Source organism: Collinsella sp. CLA-ER-H7 (genome assembly GCF_040092345.1).
In the GTDB taxonomy this organism is placed as follows: Bacteria; Actinomycetota; Coriobacteriia; order Coriobacteriales; family Coriobacteriaceae; genus Collinsella.
Genome location: NZ_JBBNLT010000019.1, coordinates 1 through 19,343 on the forward strand (window position 1 = coordinate 1; position 19,343 = coordinate 19,343).

Annotated in this window: 21 protein-coding genes; 20 read left to right on the forward strand and 1 reads right to left on the reverse strand. The window is 61.1% G+C overall.

The annotated features are described in order from the left end of the window. The first annotated feature begins 304 nt into the window (after positions 1 to 304). The 4 genes from rpsL to rpsJ all read left to right on the forward strand — a co-directional run bounded on the left by rpsL (position 305) and on the right by rpsJ (position 3,717). Positions 305 to 682: a 30S ribosomal protein S12 gene (rpsL, locus tag AAAX75_RS09515; RefSeq protein WP_006235012.1), complete on the forward strand. Its 378-nt coding sequence runs from the start codon at positions 305 to 307 to the stop codon at positions 680 to 682. Between the two features lie 73 nt (positions 683 to 755). Continuing rightward, positions 756 to 1,229, forward strand: a complete 474-nt coding sequence (rpsG, locus tag AAAX75_RS09520) for a 30S ribosomal protein S7 (protein ID WP_006235013.1) — start codon at positions 756 to 758, stop codon at positions 1,227 to 1,229. Positions 1,230 to 1,248: 19 nt separating this feature from the next. Beyond that, positions 1,249 to 3,348 carry an elongation factor G gene (fusA, locus tag AAAX75_RS09525; protein ID WP_316367013.1) on the forward strand — a complete coding sequence of 700 codons (2,100 nt, stop codon included), beginning with the start codon at positions 1,249 to 1,251 and terminating at the stop codon, positions 3,346 to 3,348. Positions 3,349 to 3,408: 60 nt separating this feature from the next. Further along, on the forward strand, positions 3,409 to 3,717 hold the full coding sequence (gene rpsJ, locus AAAX75_RS09530) for a 30S ribosomal protein S10 (RefSeq protein ID WP_022094184.1): 309 nt from the start codon (positions 3,409 to 3,411) through the stop codon (positions 3,715 to 3,717). 115 nt (positions 3,718 to 3,832) lie between these two features. Here the strand turns inward: rpsJ and AAAX75_RS09535 are convergent, their stop codons facing one another. After that, positions 3,833 to 4,609: a biotin--[acetyl-CoA-carboxylase] ligase gene (locus AAAX75_RS09535; protein WP_349091992.1), complete on the reverse strand. Its 777-nt coding sequence runs from the start codon at positions 4,607 to 4,609 to the stop codon at positions 3,833 to 3,835. A gap of 176 nt (positions 4,610 to 4,785) precedes the next feature. Here AAAX75_RS09535 and AAAX75_RS09540 point away from each other — a divergent pair, with 176 nt between their 5' ends. The 16 genes from AAAX75_RS09540 to rplW all read left to right on the forward strand — a co-directional run bounded on the left by AAAX75_RS09540 (position 4,786) and on the right by rplW (position 19,232). Further along, positions 4,786 to 5,745: a beta-ketoacyl-ACP synthase III gene (locus tag AAAX75_RS09540; protein ID WP_349091993.1), complete on the forward strand. Its 960-nt coding sequence runs from the start codon at positions 4,786 to 4,788 to the stop codon at positions 5,743 to 5,745. A 52-nt stretch (positions 5,746 to 5,797) separates the two neighbouring features. After that, positions 5,798 to 6,034: an acyl carrier protein gene (locus tag AAAX75_RS09545; RefSeq protein ID WP_006235019.1), complete on the forward strand. Its 237-nt coding sequence runs from the start codon at positions 5,798 to 5,800 to the stop codon at positions 6,032 to 6,034. Between the two features lie 2 nt (positions 6,035 to 6,036). After that, the gene (gene fabK / locus AAAX75_RS09550; protein WP_349091994.1) at positions 6,037 to 6,981 is read left to right on the forward strand and encodes an enoyl-[acyl-carrier-protein] reductase FabK; all 945 of its coding nucleotides are present in this window, start codon (positions 6,037 to 6,039) and stop codon (positions 6,979 to 6,981) included. Further along, positions 6,969 to 7,895 carry an ACP S-malonyltransferase gene (locus AAAX75_RS09555; RefSeq protein WP_349091995.1) on the forward strand — a complete coding sequence of 309 codons (927 nt, stop codon included), beginning with the start codon at positions 6,969 to 6,971 and terminating at the stop codon, positions 7,893 to 7,895. The genes fabK and AAAX75_RS09555 overlap by 13 nt, the downstream gene beginning before the upstream one ends. A 30-nt stretch (positions 7,896 to 7,925) precedes the next feature. Further along, positions 7,926 to 8,699, forward strand: coding sequence for a 3-oxoacyl-[acyl-carrier-protein] reductase (gene fabG, locus AAAX75_RS09560; RefSeq protein ID WP_349091997.1), 774 nt, complete (start codon positions 7,926 to 7,928; stop codon positions 8,697 to 8,699). A gap of 39 nt (positions 8,700 to 8,738) precedes the next feature. Continuing rightward, positions 8,739 to 9,986, forward strand: a complete 1,248-nt coding sequence (gene fabF / locus AAAX75_RS09565) for a beta-ketoacyl-ACP synthase II (RefSeq protein WP_349091999.1) — start codon at positions 8,739 to 8,741, stop codon at positions 9,984 to 9,986. Positions 9,987 to 9,989: 3 nt separating this feature from the next. After that, positions 9,990 to 10,466, forward strand: a complete 477-nt coding sequence (gene accB, locus AAAX75_RS09570) for an acetyl-CoA carboxylase biotin carboxyl carrier protein (protein WP_227789745.1) — start codon at positions 9,990 to 9,992, stop codon at positions 10,464 to 10,466. Between the two features lie 9 nt (positions 10,467 to 10,475). Further along, positions 10,476 to 10,898, forward strand: a complete 423-nt coding sequence (gene fabZ / locus AAAX75_RS09575; protein ID WP_099432064.1) for a 3-hydroxyacyl-ACP dehydratase FabZ — start codon at positions 10,476 to 10,478, stop codon at positions 10,896 to 10,898. Between the two features lie 10 nt (positions 10,899 to 10,908). Then, on the forward strand, positions 10,909 to 12,252 hold the full coding sequence (locus tag AAAX75_RS09580) for an acetyl-CoA carboxylase biotin carboxylase subunit (RefSeq protein WP_349092001.1): 1,344 nt from the start codon (positions 10,909 to 10,911) through the stop codon (positions 12,250 to 12,252). Beyond that, on the forward strand, positions 12,239 to 13,963 hold the full coding sequence (gene accD / locus AAAX75_RS09585; protein ID WP_349092002.1) for an acetyl-CoA carboxylase, carboxyltransferase subunit beta: 1,725 nt from the start codon (positions 12,239 to 12,241) through the stop codon (positions 13,961 to 13,963). The genes AAAX75_RS09580 and accD overlap by 14 nt, the downstream gene beginning before the upstream one ends. Before the next feature lie 40 nt (positions 13,964 to 14,003). Continuing rightward, a complete protein-coding gene (locus AAAX75_RS09590) occupies positions 14,004 to 15,218 on the forward strand; it encodes a hypothetical protein (RefSeq protein WP_349092004.1) in 1,215 nt (404 codons plus the stop codon). Between the two features lie 152 nt (positions 15,219 to 15,370). After that, positions 15,371 to 16,525, forward strand: coding sequence for a cation diffusion facilitator family transporter (locus AAAX75_RS09595; RefSeq protein WP_349092013.1), 1,155 nt, complete (start codon positions 15,371 to 15,373; stop codon positions 16,523 to 16,525). Between the two features lie 39 nt (positions 16,526 to 16,564). Continuing rightward, positions 16,565 to 17,191, forward strand: coding sequence for a histidine phosphatase family protein (locus AAAX75_RS09600; protein WP_349092006.1), 627 nt, complete (start codon positions 16,565 to 16,567; stop codon positions 17,189 to 17,191). Between the two features lie 459 nt (positions 17,192 to 17,650). After that, entirely contained in the window at positions 17,651 to 18,271 is a 621-nt protein-coding gene (gene rplC, locus AAAX75_RS09605; RefSeq protein WP_035137484.1) for a 50S ribosomal protein L3, read from the forward strand. 46 nt (positions 18,272 to 18,317) lie between these two features. Beyond that, entirely contained in the window at positions 18,318 to 18,944 is a 627-nt protein-coding gene (gene rplD / locus AAAX75_RS09610; protein ID WP_006235032.1) for a 50S ribosomal protein L4, read from the forward strand. Continuing rightward, on the forward strand, positions 18,945 to 19,232 hold the full coding sequence (gene rplW / locus AAAX75_RS09615) for a 50S ribosomal protein L23 (protein WP_022094197.1): 288 nt from the start codon (positions 18,945 to 18,947) through the stop codon (positions 19,230 to 19,232). The last annotated feature ends 111 nt before the right edge of the window (positions 19,233 to 19,343 follow it).

The following is a 19,343-nucleotide window of genomic DNA, read 5'->3' on the forward strand; positions in this document are numbered from 1 at the left end:
GGGAGCCCCTTCCATGAATGCGGCGTGGCCGCCGCGGCTGAATTAGACACTCACCATTGTCGGCCTAATCCGCGGTCTTTCATGCAGCAGGGGCTCTCAATGTTTTTATGTCCTGCTCATATCGTCTGTGTAGGCTTTGCGGAAATGTGGGTATTTTAGGATACGCCCGGCGGCGTGGTCTGTTGACGACACAGCTAACGCCACGTATCCTATCGAACTGCGTGTTTCGTAGGGGGATGCTGACCCCTCGATTCAAGCCGTTGCACTTTACAGAAAGCTGGAATCATTCGAGAAGGAGTACGCTTTGCCTACTATTAACCAGCTGGTTCGCCAGGGCCGTCGTTCCGTGCCCAAGAAGTCCAAGAACGCTGCCCTGCAGCACAACTCCCAGAAGCGCGGCGTGTGCACCCGCGTCTTCACCACGAGCCCCAAGAAGCCGAACTCGGCTCTTCGTAAGGTTGCCCGTGTTCGCCTTGTCAACGGCATCGAAGTTACTGCTTACATCCCGGGTGAGGGCCACAACCTGCAGGAGCACTCCATCGTGCTCGTCCGCGGCGGTCGTGTCCGTGACCTCCCTGGTGTCCGTTATCACGTCATCCGTGGCGCCTACGACGCTGCTCCGGTCCAGAACCGTATGCAGGCCCGTTCCAAGTACGGTGCTAAGCGCCCCAAGGCTAAATAAGCCAGATAACGTTTTGATACTTTCGCCGTGTGCCGCCTAAGCGCCGCACGGTAGACACTTAAGGAGATTTCACATGCCGCGTCGTGCAGCAGCTAATCGTCGTGAGGTTCAGCCTGACGCCGTTTACAACAACCGCCTGGTGACTCAGCTCATCAACAAGGTCCTTCTTGACGGCAAGAAGGCCACCGCTGAGCGCATCGTTTACACCGCTTTCGAGATCGTTGCCGAGAAGTCCGAGGGTGGCGACGCTCTCGCTACCTTCAAGAAGGCTATGGACAACGTCAAGCCCACGCTCGAGGTTAAGCCCAAGCGTGTCGGTGGCGCTACCTATCAGGTCCCGATGGAGGTCAACTCCCGTCGTTCCACCGCTCTGGGTATCCGCTGGATCGTCAACTTCTCCCGCGCTCGCAAGGAGAAGACCATGGCCGAGCGTCTCGCCAACGAGATCCTCGACGCTTCCAACGGCCTGGGCGCTTCCGTCAAGAAGCGTGAGGACGTCTTCAAGATGGCCGAGGCCAACCGCGCGTTCTCTCACTATCGTTGGTAAGTTAAGGTAAGGAACTAACATGGCTAAGCCTAAGTACAAGCTTTCCGATACCCGTAACATCGGCATCATGGCCCACATCGATGCCGGTAAGACCACCACGACCGAGCGTATTCTTTACTACACCGGTAAGACCCACAAGATCGGTGAGGTCCATGAGGGCGCTGCCACCATGGACTGGATGGTTCAGGAGCAGGAGCGCGGCGTAACCATTACCTCCGCTGCTACCACGTGCTTCTGGAAGAAGGACGGTACCGACTACCGCATCCAGATCATCGACACCCCGGGCCACGTTGACTTCACCGCCGAGGTCGAGCGCTGCCTGCGCGTCCTCGATGGCGCTGTCGCCGTTTTCGACGCCGTTGCCGGCGTTCAGCCCCAGTCTGAGACCGTTTGGCGTCAGGCTTCTACCTTCAACGTCCCCCGCATCGCCTTCATCAACAAGTATGACCGCGTGGGCGCTGACTTCTTCAACGCTATCGAGACCATGAAGGATCGTCTCGACGCCAACGCCGTGGCCGCTCAGGTCCCGATGGGCGCCGAGGACAACTTCTGGGGTGTCATCGACCTCGTCACCATGACTGCTTGGGACTTCAAGGCCGACGACAAGGGCATGACCTACCCCGAGCCGATGGACGAGATCCCGGCTGAGTTTGCCGACATCGCTGCCACCAAGCGCGAGGAGCTCCTCGACGCTGCTGCCAGCTTTGACGACGAGCTCATGGAGAAGATCCTCATGGAGGAGGACTTCACCGTCGAGGAGCTCAAGGCTGCTCTGCGCAAGGGCGTTCTGGCCAACGAGCTCAACCTCGTCTTCGTGGGCTCCGCCTACAAGAACAAGGGCGTTCAGGAACTGCTCGACGCTGTTGTCGACTACCTGCCCAGCCCGCTCGACGTCGAGGCCGTCACCGGTACCGATCCGGACACCGGCGAGGAGATCCAGCGTCATCCTTCCTTCGACGAGCCCTTCTCCGGCCTGGTCTTCAAGATCATGACCGACCCGTTCGTCGGTAAGCTCACCTATGTCCGCGTTTACTCCGGCCGCGCCGAGTCCGGCTCCTACGTGGTCAACGCTTCCAACGGTCAGCGCGAGCGCCTCGGCCGCATCCTCGAGATGAACGCCGCAGAGCGTATCGACCGTGACGACGCTGCCGCCGGCGACATCGTCGCTTGCGTCGGCTTCAAGAACTCCACCACCGGTGACACCCTGTGCGCCGAAGGCAAGGAGATCGTCCTCGAGAAGATCGAGTTCGCTAAGCCCGTTATCGACGTTGCCATCGAGCCCAAGACCAAGGCCGAGCAGGACAAGATGTCCCTTGCTCTGACCAAGCTCGCCGAGGAGGACCCGACCTTCCAGGTGTCCACCAACCACGAGACCGGTCAGACCATCATCGCCGGCATGGGCGAGCTGCACCTCGAGATCATCGTCGACCGCCTGCTCCGCGAGTTCAAGGTTGACGCTAACGTCGGTAAGCCCCAGGTTGCCTACCGCGAGACCGCTGGTCACGACGTCGAGAAGGCTGAGGGCAAGTTCGTCCGTCAGTCCGGCGGTCGCGGTCAGTACGGCCACGCCGTCATCAAGCTCGAGAAGATGGAGGAGGGCTTCGGCTACGAGTTCGTCAACGCTATCGTCGGCGGCGTCGTGCCCAAGGAGTACATCCCGTCCATCGACAAGGGCATCCAGGAGGCCCTGAACACCGGTGTTATCGCCGGCTTCCCGGTCCTCGACGTTAAGGTCACCCTGTTCGACGGTTCTTACCACGAGGTCGACTCTTCCGAGGCCGCCTTCAAGATCGCCGGTTCCATGGCTATCAAGGACGCCCTCAAGAAGTCCGATCCGCAGCTGCTCGAGCCGATCATGGCTGTCGAGGTCGAGACCCCCGAGCAGTACATGGGCGACGTTATGGGCAACCTCTCCGGTCGCCGCGGCAAGATCGAGGGCATGGAGGATCGCAAGAACAGCAAGCTCATCCGTGCCAAGGTGCCGCTGGGCGAGATGTTCGGTTACGCTACCGACCTTCGCTCCCAGACCCAGGGCCGTGCATCCTACACGATGCAGTTCGACTCTTATGAGCCCGCGCCCAAGTCCATCGTGGACGAGGTCATGAGCAAGAACGCCTAAGTTCGAGCTCCCTGTTACGTAATCCGCGAGAACATCTCTCGCACTCTTTGGAGGTTTAAGTTGGCTACCCAGAAGATCCGCATTCGCCTCAAGGGCTATGATCACGAGGTCGTCGATCAGTCCGCGAAGCTCATCGTCGAGACCGCTCAGAAGACCGGCGCTCGCGTTTCCGGTCCTGTCCCCCTGCCCACCGAGCGCAACCTGTACACGGTTATCCGCTCGCCGCACGTGAACAAGGACTCCCGTGAGCAGTTCGAGATGCGCACCCACAAGCGCCTCATCGACATCCTCGACCCCACCTCGGGCACCGTTGATTCGCTCATGCGTCTCGACCTCCCCGCTGGCGTCGACATCGACATCAAGCTCTAAGCGATATCGCTCATAGCTTAAAGGGCCTCGCTGCCGTAACGGCAGCGAGGCCCTTTTGTTTTGAATGATGGTTTGGACTGCGGGGTAATGCTGCCGAGTAGGTGGTTGCGGCGCCCTATTCGCTCAAGGGGCGCAGCGATGCCTCCTCAAAATGGAAGGATCGAAAGCCGTCTTCCGTTTCGATGCACGCGCGGCCGCAATCGTCGACCGTTCTAAATATGCCACGCGCCAGCTCGTCCTCAGCGGGGGAGCGGGCGATAACGTGCTCCCCGATCCAATTGAGGTGAGCGATATATTCGTCGTGGACGGGCGCGAGCGGACCGGCGTCTTCTTCCTTGGCGTTGAGGCGCTCTGCCCAGGCATCTACAGCGTCTATAACTGCGTGATAGACCTCATCGAGGAGCATGTCGACGGCGGGAACGTTCTTGTTGAGGTCTGACAGGCCGATTGCTGGCAGGCCGCCATCGGGAACCTCCGCGGGCACATAGTTCACGTTAACACCGATGCCACAGACCGCAAAGGGGTTGCCTTCGTTATCGCGTGCGGCCTCGACCAGAATGCCGCCGAGTTTGCGTCCACGCGCGACCAGGTCGTTGGGCCATTTGAGGCCAATCTCGTTTGCAAGACCCTGTATTTCGAGTGCCTCGAGCACCGCTAGGCCGCTGACGGCGGCAAGACCAGAGTACTTTGCGGGATTAACGCATGGACGCAGGACAATCGAAAGCAATAGGTTGCCGGCGGTTGAGTCCCACTTGTGCCCGCGCCGACCGCGTCCTGCTGTCTGAGCCCGGGCGGCAAGTCCTGTGCCGTGCGGCGCTCCCTGTTTTCCTGCTTCGAGCAGGTCATCGTTGGTCGATCCGGTTACGTCGACAATCGTTAATTGGGCATCCATAGCGGCTGCTACCTCCTTATTGAATAAGTGAATGACGCAATGGTGTCGAGAGATGGACACAATGTGAAGCCTTTGTCGCATTTGGACAATTTAATGTTAACACGTCAACAAAGACTGAAATGCGTTATCCTCTCTTGGTCGATGTAAACACGTCAACAACTCAAAGGAGGTTAGTGATGGGTTTCACGATTCTTGGAACAGGTTCGGCACTTCCCGAGCGCAGCGTTTCCAACGACGAACTGTCCGAGTTCCTGGATACCTCGGATGAGTGGATTTTTACCCGCACCGGTATCAAGAGCCGCCACGTCTGCACCACCGAGTCACTCGACGACCTTGCCGTGGCAGCAAGCGAGCAAGCGCTGCAGACGTCCGGAATCGATGCGAGCCAGCTGGATCTTATCGTCTGCTCGACGACGACGGGCGATCATCTCGTTCCCGCCGAAGCGTGCGCCGTTGGTGAGCGCCTGGGTGCCACATGTCCTGCCTTCGACGTTTCGGCGGCTTGTGCCGGCTTCGTATTTGCGCTCGATGTCGCCGAGGGCTATATCGCCCGCGGTCGCGCCAAGCACGTGCTGGTCGTTGCCGCCGAGCAGATGACGCGCGCGCTCGATTGGACCGACCGTGCCACGTGCGTGCTCTTTGGCGATGGCGCGGGCGCTGCAGTCATGGAGGCCGGGGGAGAGAATCCCCTTGCCGTTGAGCTTTCGACCGCACCCGATGTCGAGACGTTGCGCGTTCCCGGTCTGGTCGGCGCCTCGCCGTTTAAGGCCTCCGTAGATAGTGAGAGCGTGCTGTCCATGAATGGCCGCCGCGTGTTCAAGTTCGGCGTCAACGCCATCTGCAACACGGTCCATAAGCTTGCGAGCGATGCGGGCATTTCGGTCGAAGACATCGATCATTTCGTATTCCATCAGGCTAACGAACGAATCCTGAGTCAGGCGGTCAAGCGCCTCGGCGTGCCAGACGAGCGTGTGGTTCGCACGTTGCGCGAGACCGGCAACATTTCGAGCGCATGCATTCCGCTTGCCCTCGACCGGCTGGCAAACGCCGGTGCACTTCACACGGGCGACACCATCGCCTTGGTTGGATTTGGCGCCGGTCTGGATATAGGTGGCTATCTGCTTCGTTGGAAGTAGTCGCACATAGGAAATAAAAACGCCCCTAGGGCACAAACAAAGGAGAACTCCCATGGCAGATCAGAAGACCTTCGAGCGCGTTTGCGACGTTATCCGCGAGACCGCCGGTCTTGACGATGTCGAGATGAAGCCCGAGTCCACGCTCGAGGAGATTGGTCTCGACAGCCTGGGCACCGTCGAGATCCTCGTTGCCGTCGAGGACGAGTTTGGCATCCAGCTCGATACCGAGGAGAACCCCAAGACGGTCGGCGAGTTCGCCGATACGGTCGAGGCGGCATTGGAGAAGTAGAGATGCTCAAGACTCCTCTCTGCGATCTGCTCGGCATCGAAAAGCCTGTGTTCCAGGGCGGTATGGCCTGGATTGCCGATGCCTCGCTGGCGTCCGCAGTGTCCGAGGCGGGTGGCTTAGGCATCATCGCGGCCATGAACGCCGACGCCAACTGGCTTCGCGACCAGATTCATGAGCTGCGCGCCAAGACGGATAAGCCCTTTGGCGTCAACGTCATGCTCATGAGCCCGTTTGCCGACGAGGTTGCACAGGTCGTGATTGACGAGCGAGTGCCGGTCGTCGTGACGGGTGCCGGTAATCCCACCAAGTACATGAAAGCTTGGAACGATGCGGGCATCAAGGTCATCCCCGTTGTGGCTTCGGTGGCGCTCGCCCGTCTCGTGGCGCGTCGTGGAGCCACGGCGGTTGTTGCCGAGGGCACCGAATCGGGCGGCCATATTGGCGAGACCTCGACGATGGCACTGGTACCGCAGGTCGTCGATGCGGTCGACATTCCCGTCGTGGCTGCCGGCGGTATTGCCGACGGCCGCGGCGTGGCGGCCGCCTTTATGCTGGGCGCTGCCGGCGTCCAGGTGGGTACGCACTTTCTGGTCGCAGACGAGTGCACCGTCTCGGAGCAGTACAAAGAGATGGTCCTGAAGGCCAACGACACTTCGACGCGTGCGACCGGTCGCTCGACGGGACATCCAGTGCGCGCCCTCAAGAGCCCCTTCACCAACGCCTATGCCAAGAGCGAGGGTTCCGGCGCGAGTGCCGAGGAGCTCGGTACTATGGGAACCGGTGCGCTGCGTAAGGCCGCCAAGGACGGCAACTACGAAGAGGGTTCGTTTTTGTGTGGACAGATTGCCGGCATGGTCAACGAGCGTCAGAGCGCACGCGAAATCGTTGACGATCTGGTCGATGGCGCCGAGCGCGTCCTGAAGGGTGCGTCCGCATGGGTAGCGTAGCGTTTCTGTTTGCCGGCCAGGGTGCCCAACACCCCGCGATGGGCGTCGACCTGGTCGAGGCATCGCCGGCGGCTGCCGAGGTGTTCGCGATCGCCGACGAGGTGCGCCCGGGGACCAGCGAGCAGTGCCGGAGCGCCTCCAAGGAGGAGCTCTCGCAGACCGAGAACACGCAGCCTTGCGTGTTCGTGCACGACTTGGCTGTCGCCGTCGCCCTGCGCGAGCGCGGCGTGGTGCCTGCCGCCTGTGCGGGATTCTCGCTGGGCGAGGTCGCTGCACTCACCTTTGCGGGGGCATTCGATACGCGAGCGGGTTTTGAGCTTGTGTGTGAGCGCGCGGCATTGATGGCCACGGCGGCCGAGCGTCACCCCGGCGGCATGCGCGCCGTCATCAAACTTGATGCTGCGCAAGTCGAGAACCTGGCTGCGCAGGCCGGCGAGGACTGCTGGCCGGTCAACTACAACAGTCCCCAGCAGACGGTTGTGGCCGGAGCGCCCGATGCGCTGCAGACCCTCGACGTCCTAGTAAAAGAGGCTGGCGGCCGCGCCATGAAGGTCGCGGTGTCGGGTGCATTTCATAGCCCCTATATGGCCGAGGCGACAGAGGGGCTGGCGACGTATATCCAAGCCGGCCACGCGCCGTCTCCGCTGCTGATTCCGGTCATGGCAAACATGACGGCGGCGCCCTATCCGGCGGACCCGCGAGCGGCATCGGATGTCTTGGCCAATCAGGTGAGCCATGCCGTGCGCTGGGTCGATACGCTGCATGCTCTGCAGGATCAAGGCATCGACACATTTATTGAGGTCGGCCCCGGCAAAACGCTGTCCGGCCTGGTCAAGCGTACGTTGAGCGACGTTCGTGTGTATTTGTGCGAGACGGCCGAGCAGGTCGCAGCTATTGCCGACGAGCTCGCATAGTCCACAGGGCTGTAACCCGAAAGGAATGACATGGGCAACTTGAACAATGGCGCGCTCGAGCGCAACGACTCACGTCACGTGGCACTGGTCACGGGCGGCTCGCGGGGTATCGGCCGCGCCTGCGCTATCGGTCTGGCGGAGGATGGCTACGATATCGCCGTCGTCTATGCCGGCAGCGTCGATGCGGCGCGCGAGACGTGCGACGCCTGCGAGGCGGCTGGCGCCACGGCGCGCTCATATCAATGTGACGTGGCCGACCCCGCTGCCGTCAACGCGTGCGTGGAAGCGGTCCTCAACGACTTTGGCTCCATTTGGGCGCTCGTCAACAACGCCGGCATCACCTGCGATGGCCTGCTTATGCGCATGGGCGATGACGCCTTCGATCGCGTGCTCGATGTCAATCTCAAGGGCACGTTCAACACGACGCGTGCGCTCACCAAGACCTTTATGCGCCAGCGCGGCGGTTGCGTCATCAACATGAGCTCTGTCGTGGGCCTGATGGGCAATGCCGGGCAAGCCAACTACGCTGCCTCCAAGGCGGGCGTCATTGGTCTGACCAAGGCGGTGGCGCGCGAGCTTGCGCCCCGCGGCGTACGAGTGAACGCGGTCGCTCCCGGGTTTGTCGAGACCGATATGACGGCAAAGCTCTCGGAGAAGGTGCGTGCGGCAACCGAGGAGCAGATTCCCCTTAAGCGTATGGCGCGCCCCGAGGAAGTGGCCGGCGTGGTGCGCTTTTTGGCGAGCGATGCGGCTGCCTACATTACGGGCGAGGTCGTGCGCGTCGACGGCGGAATGGCGATGTAGAAACCAGGGCCGAAGAACGGCTTGGATGAGGAGACCATGATGGAACAGAGAGTTGCAATCACCGGCATCGGTGCCGTATCGCCGCTCGGCAACACCGCGCTTGCCACCTGGGCGGCCATGTGCGCCGGCACGTGCGGCATCGGCCCGATCACGCACTTCGATACCGATGCGTTTACCGTCAAGGTGGCGGCCGAGGTCAAGGGTTTTGACGGTAACGAGTACTTTGGCAAGCGTGACGCCAAGCACCTGGACCCCTGCGTTCAGTTTGCACTGGCGGCTTCGGACGAGGCCATGCACGATGCAGGCTTCGATGTCGAAGGCGCCATCGATCGAGAGCGCCTGGGCGTCTACGTGGGCTCGGGCGTGGGCGGCATGCAGACGCTCGTCGACAACGTCCATACGATCGCCGACCGGGGGCCCCGCCGTGCATCGCCCTATATGATCGCGATGATGATCCCCAACATGGCATCGGGCAATATCGCGATTCGCCACAAGGCAAAGGGCCCGACCCTGCCCGTGGTGACCGCGTGCGCGACCTCGGCCCATGCGGTGGGCGAGGCGTTCCGCGCCATCAAGCACGGCTATGCCGATGCGATTCTCGCCGGCGGTGCCGAGGCCGCAATTATCCCCGATGCCGTTGCGGGCTTTACGTCCTGCCGCGCATTGACCACCAACCCTGATCCCGCGACGGCTTGCCGTCCGTTCGATGCAGACCGCGATGGCTTTGTGATGGGCGAGGGCGCCTGCGTGCTGGTACTCGAGAGCATGGAACATGCGCAGGCGCGCGGTGCGCACATTTATGCCGAGGTCGTGGGCTACGGCAACACCGATGACGCCTACCACATCACGAGCCCCGATCCCGAGGCTGCCGGCATTGCCCGTGCGATATCGCTGGCGGTTGCCGAGGGCGACGTCAAGCCCTCCGAGGGCCTCTACATCAATGCCCACGGCACCTCGACCAAACTCAACGATTCGTCCGAGACGGCGGGCATTAAGCGGGCGCTCGGCGAGGACGCGGCGCGCGCCGCGCATGTCTCGTCGACTAAGTCGATGACCGGCCACATGATCGGTGCCACGGGCGCCATCGAGGTCATGGCCTGCGCCATGGCGCTCGAGCAGGGCGTGGTGCCGCCGACCATTAACTACCACACGCCCGATCCCGCCTGCGATCTTGACTACACGCCCAATCGCGCGGTTCGCGCCGACCTTACCTGGGCGCTTTCGACCAACCTGGGCTTTGGCGGGCACAACGCCGCCATCGCGCTGCGTAGATATACGAGGAGCTAGAGCATGGATTCCAAAAGACTTGCCGAGATAGCCGATGTTATGGAGGACCGCGGCCTCACGCGCGTACGCGTTGAGGAGCCCGATGGCACCGCGGTCGAACTCGAGCGCGCGAGCGCCGCACAGCCGGTTGCCGTGCCCATGCCTATGCCGGGTGCCGTGACTGCTCCGGCGGTGGCTCCTGTCGCCATGCCTGCCGCCGCACCGGAGCCCGCCGCGCAGACGCCTGCCGCCGCACCGGAGCCCAAGGGCATCGAGGTGACCGCTCCCATGGTCGGCGTGTTCTATGCTGCCCCGGCGCCGGGCGACGAGCCGTTTGTGCACGTGGGCTCCAAGGTCAAGGCCGGTGAGACCCTCTGCATCATCGAGGCCATGAAGGTTCTCAACGAGGTGACGGCCGAGGCAGACGGCGAGGTGCTCGAGATCTGCGTGGCCGACGGCGACCTCGTGGAGTTCGGCAGTTGCCTTATGAGGATCGGATAGGTGATGTCCATGAACAAAGAAGAGCTCAAGAAGCTGTTACCGCATCGCGAACCGATGCTTTTGCTCGACGAGGCCGAGCTGGTGGGCGACGAGGCCCACGGCAAGATCACGATTACGGGTGACGAGTACTTTTTGCAGGGGCATTTTCCGGGAAACCCGGTAGTCCCCGGCGTGATTCAGTGCGAGATGCTCGCCCAAAACTGTTGCGTGCTGCTGATGGGCGATGAGGAGGCGCGCGGCGCGACGCCGTTCTATACGAGCCTCGATAAGGTGCGCTTTAAGCGTCCGGTGCGCCCGGGCGACACGGTGGATCTGGTGTGCTCCATCACGCGTGCGCGCGGGCCGTTCCGCTTTGCGACGGGTACTGCGAGCGTCAACGGTGAGGTTTGCTGCCGCGCCGATATGTCTTTTGCACTCATGCATGAAAGTTAAGGAAGGCTTCATGTTCGACAAAGTGCTCATCGCCAACCGCGGTGAAGTCGCGGTCCGTGTTATCCGCGCGTGCCGCGATATGGGCATCAAGACCGTCGCCGTTTATTCCACGGCCGATGCGGACGCGCTGCACGTGCAGCTTGCCGACGAGGCGTATTGCATCGGCGGCCCGCGTCTTGCCGAGAGCTACCTCAACGACGATGCCGTGCTCACCTGTGCCGTGAAGTCGGGGGCAAAGGCAATTCATCCTGGCTACGGTTTCTTTTCCGAGAAGGCGAGCTTCGTGCGCGACTGCGACAAGTATGGCCTGGCGTTTGTCGGTCCTTCGGCCGAGGTGATCGACAGCATGGGCGACAAGGACGCCGCGCGTCGAACGGCCGCCGCGGCGGGCGTGCCCATCGTGCCGGGCTGCGATTTGCTCAAAAGTCCCGAGGAGGCAACGGCCGAGGCCGAGCGCATTGGCTGCCCCGTGCTTATTAAGGCGCGCGCCGGCGGTGGCGGTCGCGGCATTCGCAAGGTCGAGCGCGTGGAAGATGCGGCAAAGGCGTTCATCGAGGCGCGTGCCGAGGGCGAGGCCGTTTTTGGCGACGGCGAGTGCTACATGGAGAAGTTCGTCGCGCCGGCTCATCACGTTGAGGTACAGATTATGGCCGATAAGCAGGGCCATGTGTTTTCGCTCGGCGAGCGCGAGTGCTCGGTGCAGCGTCGCAACCAAAAGCTGATCGAGGAGAGCCCCGCGCCGTGCCTCGACGGACACGACGACATTCGTGCTCGCATGCACAAGGCAGCGCGTGACTTGGCTCGTGCCGTCGGCTACGAAGGAGCCGGTACCATCGAGTTCCTGTATTCGGACGACGGCAATTACTACTTTATGGAAATGAACACGCGCTTGCAGGTGGAGCATCCGGTTACAGAGTTTGTGACCGATACCGACTTGGTCAAGTGGCAGCTGCGCGTGGCAGCCGGCCAGCCTCTGCCCTTTGAGCAGGAGGACATGCCGGTCCGCAACCACGCCATGGAGTGCCGCATCAATGCCGAAACGCCGGACTTTCTGCCGTCATGCGGAACGGTCACCGCGTTGCGTGTGCCGGGTGGTCCGCGCGTGCGCTGGGATTCCGCCATGTTTACCGGTGCGGAAGTTCCGCCGTACTACGACTCCATGCTCGGCAAGCTCATCGTGTGTGCGCCCACGCGTGACGGCGCCATTCGCAAGATGCGCTCGGCCCTGGGCGAGCTCGTGATTGAGGGCGTGAGCGAAAACAGCGAACTGCAGCTCGACGTGCTGGCAAACGATGAGTTCTTGTCGGGCATGTACCACACCGATCTGATGGGGCATCTCTATGCTGATGAATAGAAAAGCGAAGACGGTCAACGTCCTCGAGGGGCCGATGACCGAGTCGTGCGCCGAGTTTCCCGCGCGCCACGTGTTTATCAAGTGTCCGGAGTGCCGCCGCGTGATCGATGAGGCACGCCTGCACGACAACCTCGAGGTCTGCCCTCGTTGCGGCAAACACTTTCGCGTGAGCGGTCGCGCGCGCATGCGCATGACGGTCGACGAGGGCACGTTTGAGGAATGGGATGCCAATCTGGCGTCGGAGGATTTCCTCTCGTTTCCCAGCTATGCCGACAAGCTCAAGAGCGTGAGCGAGCGTTCGGGCGAGCGCGATGCCGTTGTGTGCGGCAAGGGCAAAATCTGCGGTTGCGATACGGCGCTCTTCTTTATGGACGCCAACTTTATGATGGGCTCGATGGGTTCCGTGGTGGGCGAGAAGATCTGTCGCACATTTGAGCATGCGACCGAGCTGGGATTGCCAGTTGTCGGCTTTACCGTTTCGGGCGGTGCACGCATGCAAGAGGGCGTGACATCGCTTATGCAGATGGCCAAGATTTCTGCGGCGGTTAGGCGCCACAGTGAGGCGGGCGGCCTGTATATCACGGTGCTCACCGACCCCACGACCGGCGGCGTAACCGCGAGCTTTGCCATGGAGGGCGATATTATCCTGGCCGAGCCCGATGCCCTGACGGCATTTGCCGGCCCGCGCGTGATCGAGCAGAACATGCACAAGCGCCTGCCCAAGGGATTCCAGCGCTCCGAGTTTTTGCTGGAGCACGGCTTTTGCGATGCCGTCGTTCCGCGTGGCGAGATTGCGCTCACGGTGGGCGAGCTGCTGGCGCTGCACGAAGGGCACGTGCCCGGCCTGGGGGCACCGCACGAGATTGTGCATACGGGTCGCCGCGGCAAAAAGTTGGGACACTTGTTCAAGCGCTCGGCCGCACCAAAAACCGCGCTCGAGATTGTCAAACAGACCCGCTCGGCAGATCGCGCCACGGCAGGCGAGATGATCTCGCTGGGCCTGGATGGATTTGTGGAGCTGCACGGCGACCGCTACTTTGGCGACGACGCCGCTGTGGTGGCTGGCATTGGCTGGAAAGACGGGCGCCCCGTAACGGTCATCGCCATCGAGCGCGGCACCACGACCAAAGAGCGCATGCGTCGCAACTTTGGCATGGCACATCCCGAGGGCTACCGCAAAGCGCGTCGCCTTATGCGCCAGGCCGAAAAGTTTGGTCGACCGGTTCTGTGCCTGGTCGATACTTCGGGCGCGTTTTGCGGCATCGGTGCCGAGGAGCGCGGCCAGGGCGAGGCGATTGCTCAGAATCTCATGGAGATGAGCGGCCTTAAGACACCGATTGTCTCGGTGGTGACAGGCGAGGGCGGCTCTGGTGGCGCGCTGGCGCTGTCCGTGGCCGACCGCATCCTGATGCTCTCGAGCTCGGCCTATTCAGTCGTGAGCCCCGAGGCCTGTGCGTCGATCCTGTGGAAGGATACCGAGCGTGCGGATGAGGCCGCCGAGGCGCTTAAGCTCACGGCCCCCGATCTGCTGGCGCTCGGCATCATCGACGGCATTGTTGACGATAAGGGCCTGTCGCATGAGGAGATCGCCGGTGCCGTCATGTCCTCGGCATTTGATGCCTTCGATACGCTTGGGCAGCTCGACGACGCGACCCTCACAAACCTCCGCTACGAAAAGTACCGCGCAATCGGTCGATACCGCACGATGTGACAAAGGGACAGCCCGCATGTCATATTGGGAAAGGCGTTCCATGCTACAAGTTTCTAACACCTCGTTTACAACGTCGGTTTCATCAAACGCCATGGCCGTGGTGGACTATCTGTCCAAAAGCATGATGTCGGCGCTGCCGTTTATTGTCTGCGCGGCGTTGTTCCGCACCGTCGCTGTCATTATGGGCGAAGGCATGCTGGGCCTGTGGTCTGCCGATTCCGATATCTATCGCCTGTTCTACAGTTGGCTCTATAACGCCGGCTACTACTTTTTGCCCATTTATCTTGGTTGGGCGGCCGCCCGCCAGCTCGGTTGCTCGGAGCAGCTGGGCATGATGCTGGGCGGCGTATTGATTGCGCCCGATCTGCTTAAGCTCGTCGATGCCGCATCGACGACGGGGGCATCGATGACTTCCGTGTATGGTCTGCTTCCCGCGCCGGTCAACGATTACACGACGACTGTTATTCCAGTTCTCCTTTCGGTGCCTGTGCTATGGCGAGTGGAGTGTTTCTTTAAGCGCGTTATCCCTAGGGCCGTGGCGTTTTCGTTTGTTCCGTTTGCGACCATGCTTGTCATGGTTCCGGTTTCGCTGTGTATTACGGCACCGGCGGGCAGCTATCTGGGCATGCTGTTGGGCCAGCTTATGTTTATGCTTGGCAATTCCGGTGGCATCGTGTCGCTGCTCACGCTCATGGGGCTTGCCGCGGGCTGGGAGTTCCTAAAGATAGCGGGCGTCAGCAACGTCGTTCTATCGCTTGCGTACGCGCAGTTTATGAGTGTGGGAACGGATTCGTGCATCCTGATTGCCGCGACGATGGCGACGTTCGCCGTTTGGGGCATGCCTTTTGGCGCGTCGCTCCGCGTTGCGGATAAGGACGAGAAGGCGCTCATGCTGGGCTACTCAATCTCGGGGGTTCTTGGCGGCGTAAGCGAGCCGGCGCTGTACGGTTGCGGCTTTAAATATGGCAGGTGCCTGACGTGCATGGCCATTGGCGGCGCCGTCGGAGGCCTTGTTGCAGCCGTGGGCCACGTTACGGCCTATACCATCGGCATGACGAATGTCCTCATGGTCATTGGCTTTGTCACGGGCGGCATCTCGAACCTGCTGTGGTGCTGCGCTGCCGGCGGTGTGGCATTTGCGGTGTCTGCGGCGCTGAGCTACTGCTTTGGCGTGGTGCCGGCGAAGGGACAGACGATGGGGGACGGAGCCGATTCACCCGAAACCTCGAAGAGCGTGGCCGAAGTAAGCGCGTAAACCTGTGCGACACAAGGACGATTCCTTTGCCATGCTCCAAGGCCGTGGCCCGTGTGGGTCGCGGCCTTTTTGTATCTGAAGGACAAAGTGGCTACACTACAATCCGTTTGAGCAATAGATATATATAGGCAGTACCGTGGGGGCTGATGAAGATGGTCGAGTGGATCGTTCGTCGTGCGCAGGGCGACCGTGCGCGCGTGGGCACGTTGACGGGCATGGTGTGTATTCTCGCTAATGTTGCGCTTTGTGCTGCGAAGGGCGCAATTGGTGTGCTGTCGGGATCGGTTTCGATTGTGGCGGATGCCATGAACAACCTGTCCGATGCCAGCTCAAACATTGTGAGCGTGCTGGGCTTTAAACTTGCGAGCAAGCCGGCGGACCCCGAGCATCCTTACGGACATGGCCGCTACGAGTATCTCTCGGGTCTGGTCGTGGCGGCGCTCGTGCTGCTGATCGGCGTTGAGCTGGTGAAGTCCTCGGTTGAGCGCATCATTCACCCCGAACCTGTCGAGTTCTCGCTTGCCCTGGTGGCAGTCCTGGCGCTTTCGATGGTCGTAAAGCTCTGGATGGCGGCCCTCAACCAAAAGCTCGGCGACCGTATCGAGTCCGAGACACTGCATGCGACTGCCCAGGATTCCAAGAACGATGTTCTTGCCACAGGCGCCGTGCTGGCATGTGCAATTGTTTCGCAGGTGACGCACATCAATCTTGACGCATGGGTTGGCCTTGCCGTTGGCGCCTATATTGGCTGGAGCGGCCTTGAACTTATTCAAGATACGGTGAGCCCGCTTTTGGGCCAGTCGCCCGATCCTAAGCTGGTCAAGCACATTCGAGACAAGATCATGAGCTATCCCGGCGTTTTGGGCGTTCACGATTTGATGGTTCACGACTACGGCCCGGGCAGGAAGTTTGCAAGTGCGCACGCCGAGATGGCGGCCGAGGCCAGCCCGCTGGAAAGCCACGACACGCTCGATAACATCGAGCAGTCGTTTAGGGTCGAAGACGGCATGATTGTCACGCTCCATTACGACCCCATCGTGACCGACGACCCTAAGGTGGCGAGCATGCGCCTGCGCATCAACGCTATGGCTCAAGAGATCGATAGCCGCCTCTCGATTCATGACCTACGCTGTGTGCCGGGCCCTACGCACACCAATGTGATTTTTGACTGCGTGCGACCCTCGGATATGGGCATGGACGCCGAGGACCTGAAGCACACGTTGGCCCAGAGGGTCGAATCGGAATACCCCAAGTCGATTGCCAAGATTACGATCGACGAAGACTACGTAGGGCATACCCACGAGTAGGGCTGTGCCGGCAAAGCAAGTTATACAGAAGGGGAGAGCATGAAGCGCCTATACCTACTCCGCCACGGCCAGACGGAATTCAACGTCAAAAAGCTGGTCCAGGGCCGCTGCGATTCACCGTTGACCGACCTGGGCCGCAAACAAGCGGGAATGGCAGCCGCATGGCTCAAGGCCCACGGCGTCGTCCCCGACAAAGTGGTCTCATCACCCTTAGGCCGAGCCATGGACACGGCAAGTCTCGTCGCATGCGAGCTCCTCGGCCCGGACGCAGCAGTCGAGCCCTGTGAAGGCATTATCGAGCGCAGCTACGGCACCTTCGAAGAGGGCCCCCACGACGCCCTGCCCACCGACGTCTGGGATCCGGGCGAGGACCTGGTTTCTTTCGGAGGAGAAGGAAGCCGCGCGCTGCAAGAGCGCATGGTAGACACCCTCACCAATCTCATGGGCTCCGAGGGCATCGAAACCCTCCTAGCAGTAAGCCACGGCAGCGCCAGCCGCCAATTCATCAAGGCTGCAGCCCCAGAGGGCTTCGAGCTCCCAGCAAAACTCCCCAACTGCGCCATCATGATTTTCGATTTCGATGAGGCAAAGCCACAAGCAGAAGGCGAGCCAATGCAATGCAAGTCCACCCTCCAGCAAATAGTGGACCCCCAACAAAGTCATTAGCCTGAGCGAGCAAGGTTTAGCAGACATCAACGTGGCGTTCCCAGTGTGCGGCGGAGGGGGCGGGCCTGAGACATATTAAGGTTGTCGCGAGTTCCGCACGAACAGGAGAGCACTTAATGTGCTCTCCGTCGTGAGCAGGACTGTAGAGCAGCAACCTTAATATGTCTCAGGCCCGCCCCCTCCGCCGCACACTGGGAACGTGCCACGCACTTTACCTGCGTAAACAATGTGAGTGAAATATGAATCTCGATGGATACGCCCGCAGCCGTGTATACTAAACAGCTGTGTGTAACCAGGGGAGTATTCTGGCTGGACAAAATGCCTGCTTAATAGGGTTGTCAGGTAGTCCGGGCGAAATACAAGGTTGGGGAGCACGTCGTGTAAGTAGTGGTCCTCTAGGGGCGTACGCTCGGTGGTGTACGCATTGTCCCAAGACCACGCGAGAGTTGGGATCATATCTTGATCAGCATGATTCTCGGCCGCAAGATTGGCATGACCCAGGTTTGGGACGAGGACGACAACGTCGTTCCCGTCACGGTCATCCAGGCTGGCCCCTGCGCTGTCTCGCAGGTTAAAACTCAGGCAACCGACGGCTATGATGCCGTCCAGATCGGTTTCGGCGACATCAAGGCCAAGAACGTGAACAAGCCCATGGCTGGTCACTTCGCCAAGGCTGGCGTCGAGCCTGTCCGCTTCCTTCGTGAGGTCCGCGTCGAGAACGGCGAGGAGCACAAGGTCGGCGAGGTCGTCACCGTCGCTGATTTCGCTGATGTCGAGAAGGTCGACGTCATCGGTACCTCCAAGGGTAAGGGCTTCCAGGGTCGCATCAAGCGCTGGGGTCAGCGCCGCGGTCCTATGACGCATGGTTCTCACTTCCAGCGTCACCCCGGTTCTATCGGTCAGTGCGCCTATCCTGCGCGCGTCCTCAAGGGCGTCAAGATGGCCGGTCACATGGGTAACGAGCGCGTTACCGTCAAGAACCTTTCCGTTGTCCGCATCGATGCCGAGCAGAACCTCATCTTGGTCAAGGGCGCTGTCCCGGGTGCCAAGAATGGTCTCGTCGCCATCCGTATGGCCTAAGGGCCCAGCCCATTTAGCCCAGCGTCATACCAAGGAGAACACTTAAATGGCAAAGTTTGAAGTAAAGAACAGCGAGGGCAAGAAGGTCGCCGAGGCCGAGCTCGCCGCTGAGGTGTACGGCATCGAGCCGAACATCCACGTTATGCACCACATCGTCAAGTGCCAGATGGCCTCTTGGCGTCAGGGCACCCAGTCCGCTAAGGGCCGCTCTGAGGTTTCCGGTGGCGGCAAGAAGCCTTGGCGTCAGAAGGGCACCGGCCGTGCCCGCCAGGGTTCCATCCGTGCTGCCCAGTGGCGTCACGGTGGCGTCGTCTTCGCCCCCAAGCCCCGTTCCTACGCTAAGCGTATGAACAACAAGGAGGTCAAGCTGGCTATGCGCTCCGCGCTGTCCGCCAAGCTGGCCGATGGCGAGCTCGTGCTCGTCGACGACTACGGCTTCGAGAAGCCTTCCACCAAGGCTGCCGTCGCCATGCTCAAGGCTCTCGGTCTTGAGGGCAAGCGTCTGACCATCATCGTTCGCGATGAGGACGTCAACGCCTACCTGTCGTTCCGCAACATTCCCAAGACGTTCATCATCACCGCTGACGAGGCCAACACCTACGATCTCGTCAACAACAACGCTGTGCTGATGCCCGCCGACATCGCCGCTCACTTCGGGGAGGTGCTTGCATAAATGACCGCCCACGAGATCATCATCCGTCCGATCGTGTCCGAGCGTTCCTTCTCCGGCATGGAGCTGAACAAGTACACGTTCGAGGTCGCCAAGGATGCTAACAAGTATCAGATCAAGGACGCTGTCGAGGAGATCTTCGGCGTCAAGGTCGTTCGCGTGAACACCCTGACGGTCAAGCCCAAGACCAAGCGCGTGCGCTATGTCGCCGGCAAGACCCGTTCTTGGAAGAAGGCCATCGTCACGCTGGCCGAGGGCGACACCATCGAGGTCTTTGGCAACCAGGCCTAAGACTCGCTGCTGTTGAGTGAGCTCATGCCTCCCAAATAGGGGAGGCGGGAGCTCAAGGTTTTGGGCGTATAAAATGGACACGCCCGGAACCGTGTATACGTCCGGTGTCAT

Excerpts from the sequence above, each read along its gene's own strand:
- fabK (WP_349091994.1), top strand. The coding sequence starts at position 6,037 with ATGCTCAAGACTCCTCTCTGCGATCTGCTCGGCATCGAAAAGCCTGTG.
- accB (WP_227789745.1), top strand. The coding sequence starts at position 9,990 with ATGGATTCCAAAAGACTTGCCGAGATAGCCGATGTTATGGAGGACCGC.
- AAAX75_RS09535 (WP_349091992.1), bottom strand. The coding sequence starts at position 4,609 with ATGGATGCCCAATTAACGATTGTCGACGTAACCGGATCGACCAACGAT.
- fabZ (WP_099432064.1), top strand. The coding sequence starts at position 10,476 with ATGAACAAAGAAGAGCTCAAGAAGCTGTTACCGCATCGCGAACCGATG.
- fabG (WP_349091997.1), top strand. The coding sequence starts at position 7,926 with ATGGGCAACTTGAACAATGGCGCGCTCGAGCGCAACGACTCACGTCAC.
- rpsG (WP_006235013.1), top strand. The coding sequence starts at position 756 with ATGCCGCGTCGTGCAGCAGCTAATCGTCGTGAGGTTCAGCCTGACGCC.
- rplD (WP_006235032.1), top strand. The coding sequence starts at position 18,318 with ATGGCAAAGTTTGAAGTAAAGAACAGCGAGGGCAAGAAGGTCGCCGAG.
- rplW (WP_022094197.1), top strand. The coding sequence starts at position 18,945 with ATGACCGCCCACGAGATCATCATCCGTCCGATCGTGTCCGAGCGTTCC.
- AAAX75_RS09580 (WP_349092001.1), top strand. The coding sequence starts at position 10,909 with ATGTTCGACAAAGTGCTCATCGCCAACCGCGGTGAAGTCGCGGTCCGT.
- AAAX75_RS09595 (WP_349092013.1), top strand. The coding sequence starts at position 15,371 with ATGGTCGAGTGGATCGTTCGTCGTGCGCAGGGCGACCGTGCGCGCGTG.
- fabF (WP_349091999.1), top strand. The coding sequence starts at position 8,739 with ATGGAACAGAGAGTTGCAATCACCGGCATCGGTGCCGTATCGCCGCTC.
- AAAX75_RS09545 (WP_006235019.1), top strand. The coding sequence starts at position 5,798 with ATGGCAGATCAGAAGACCTTCGAGCGCGTTTGCGACGTTATCCGCGAG.
- AAAX75_RS09540 (WP_349091993.1), top strand. The coding sequence starts at position 4,786 with ATGGGTTTCACGATTCTTGGAACAGGTTCGGCACTTCCCGAGCGCAGC.
- fusA (WP_316367013.1), top strand. The coding sequence starts at position 1,249 with ATGGCTAAGCCTAAGTACAAGCTTTCCGATACCCGTAACATCGGCATC.
- AAAX75_RS09555 (WP_349091995.1), top strand. The coding sequence starts at position 6,969 with ATGGGTAGCGTAGCGTTTCTGTTTGCCGGCCAGGGTGCCCAACACCCC.
- AAAX75_RS09600 (WP_349092006.1), top strand. The coding sequence starts at position 16,565 with ATGAAGCGCCTATACCTACTCCGCCACGGCCAGACGGAATTCAACGTC.
- accD (WP_349092002.1), top strand. The coding sequence starts at position 12,239 with ATGCTGATGAATAGAAAAGCGAAGACGGTCAACGTCCTCGAGGGGCCG.
- AAAX75_RS09590 (WP_349092004.1), top strand. The coding sequence starts at position 14,004 with ATGCTACAAGTTTCTAACACCTCGTTTACAACGTCGGTTTCATCAAAC.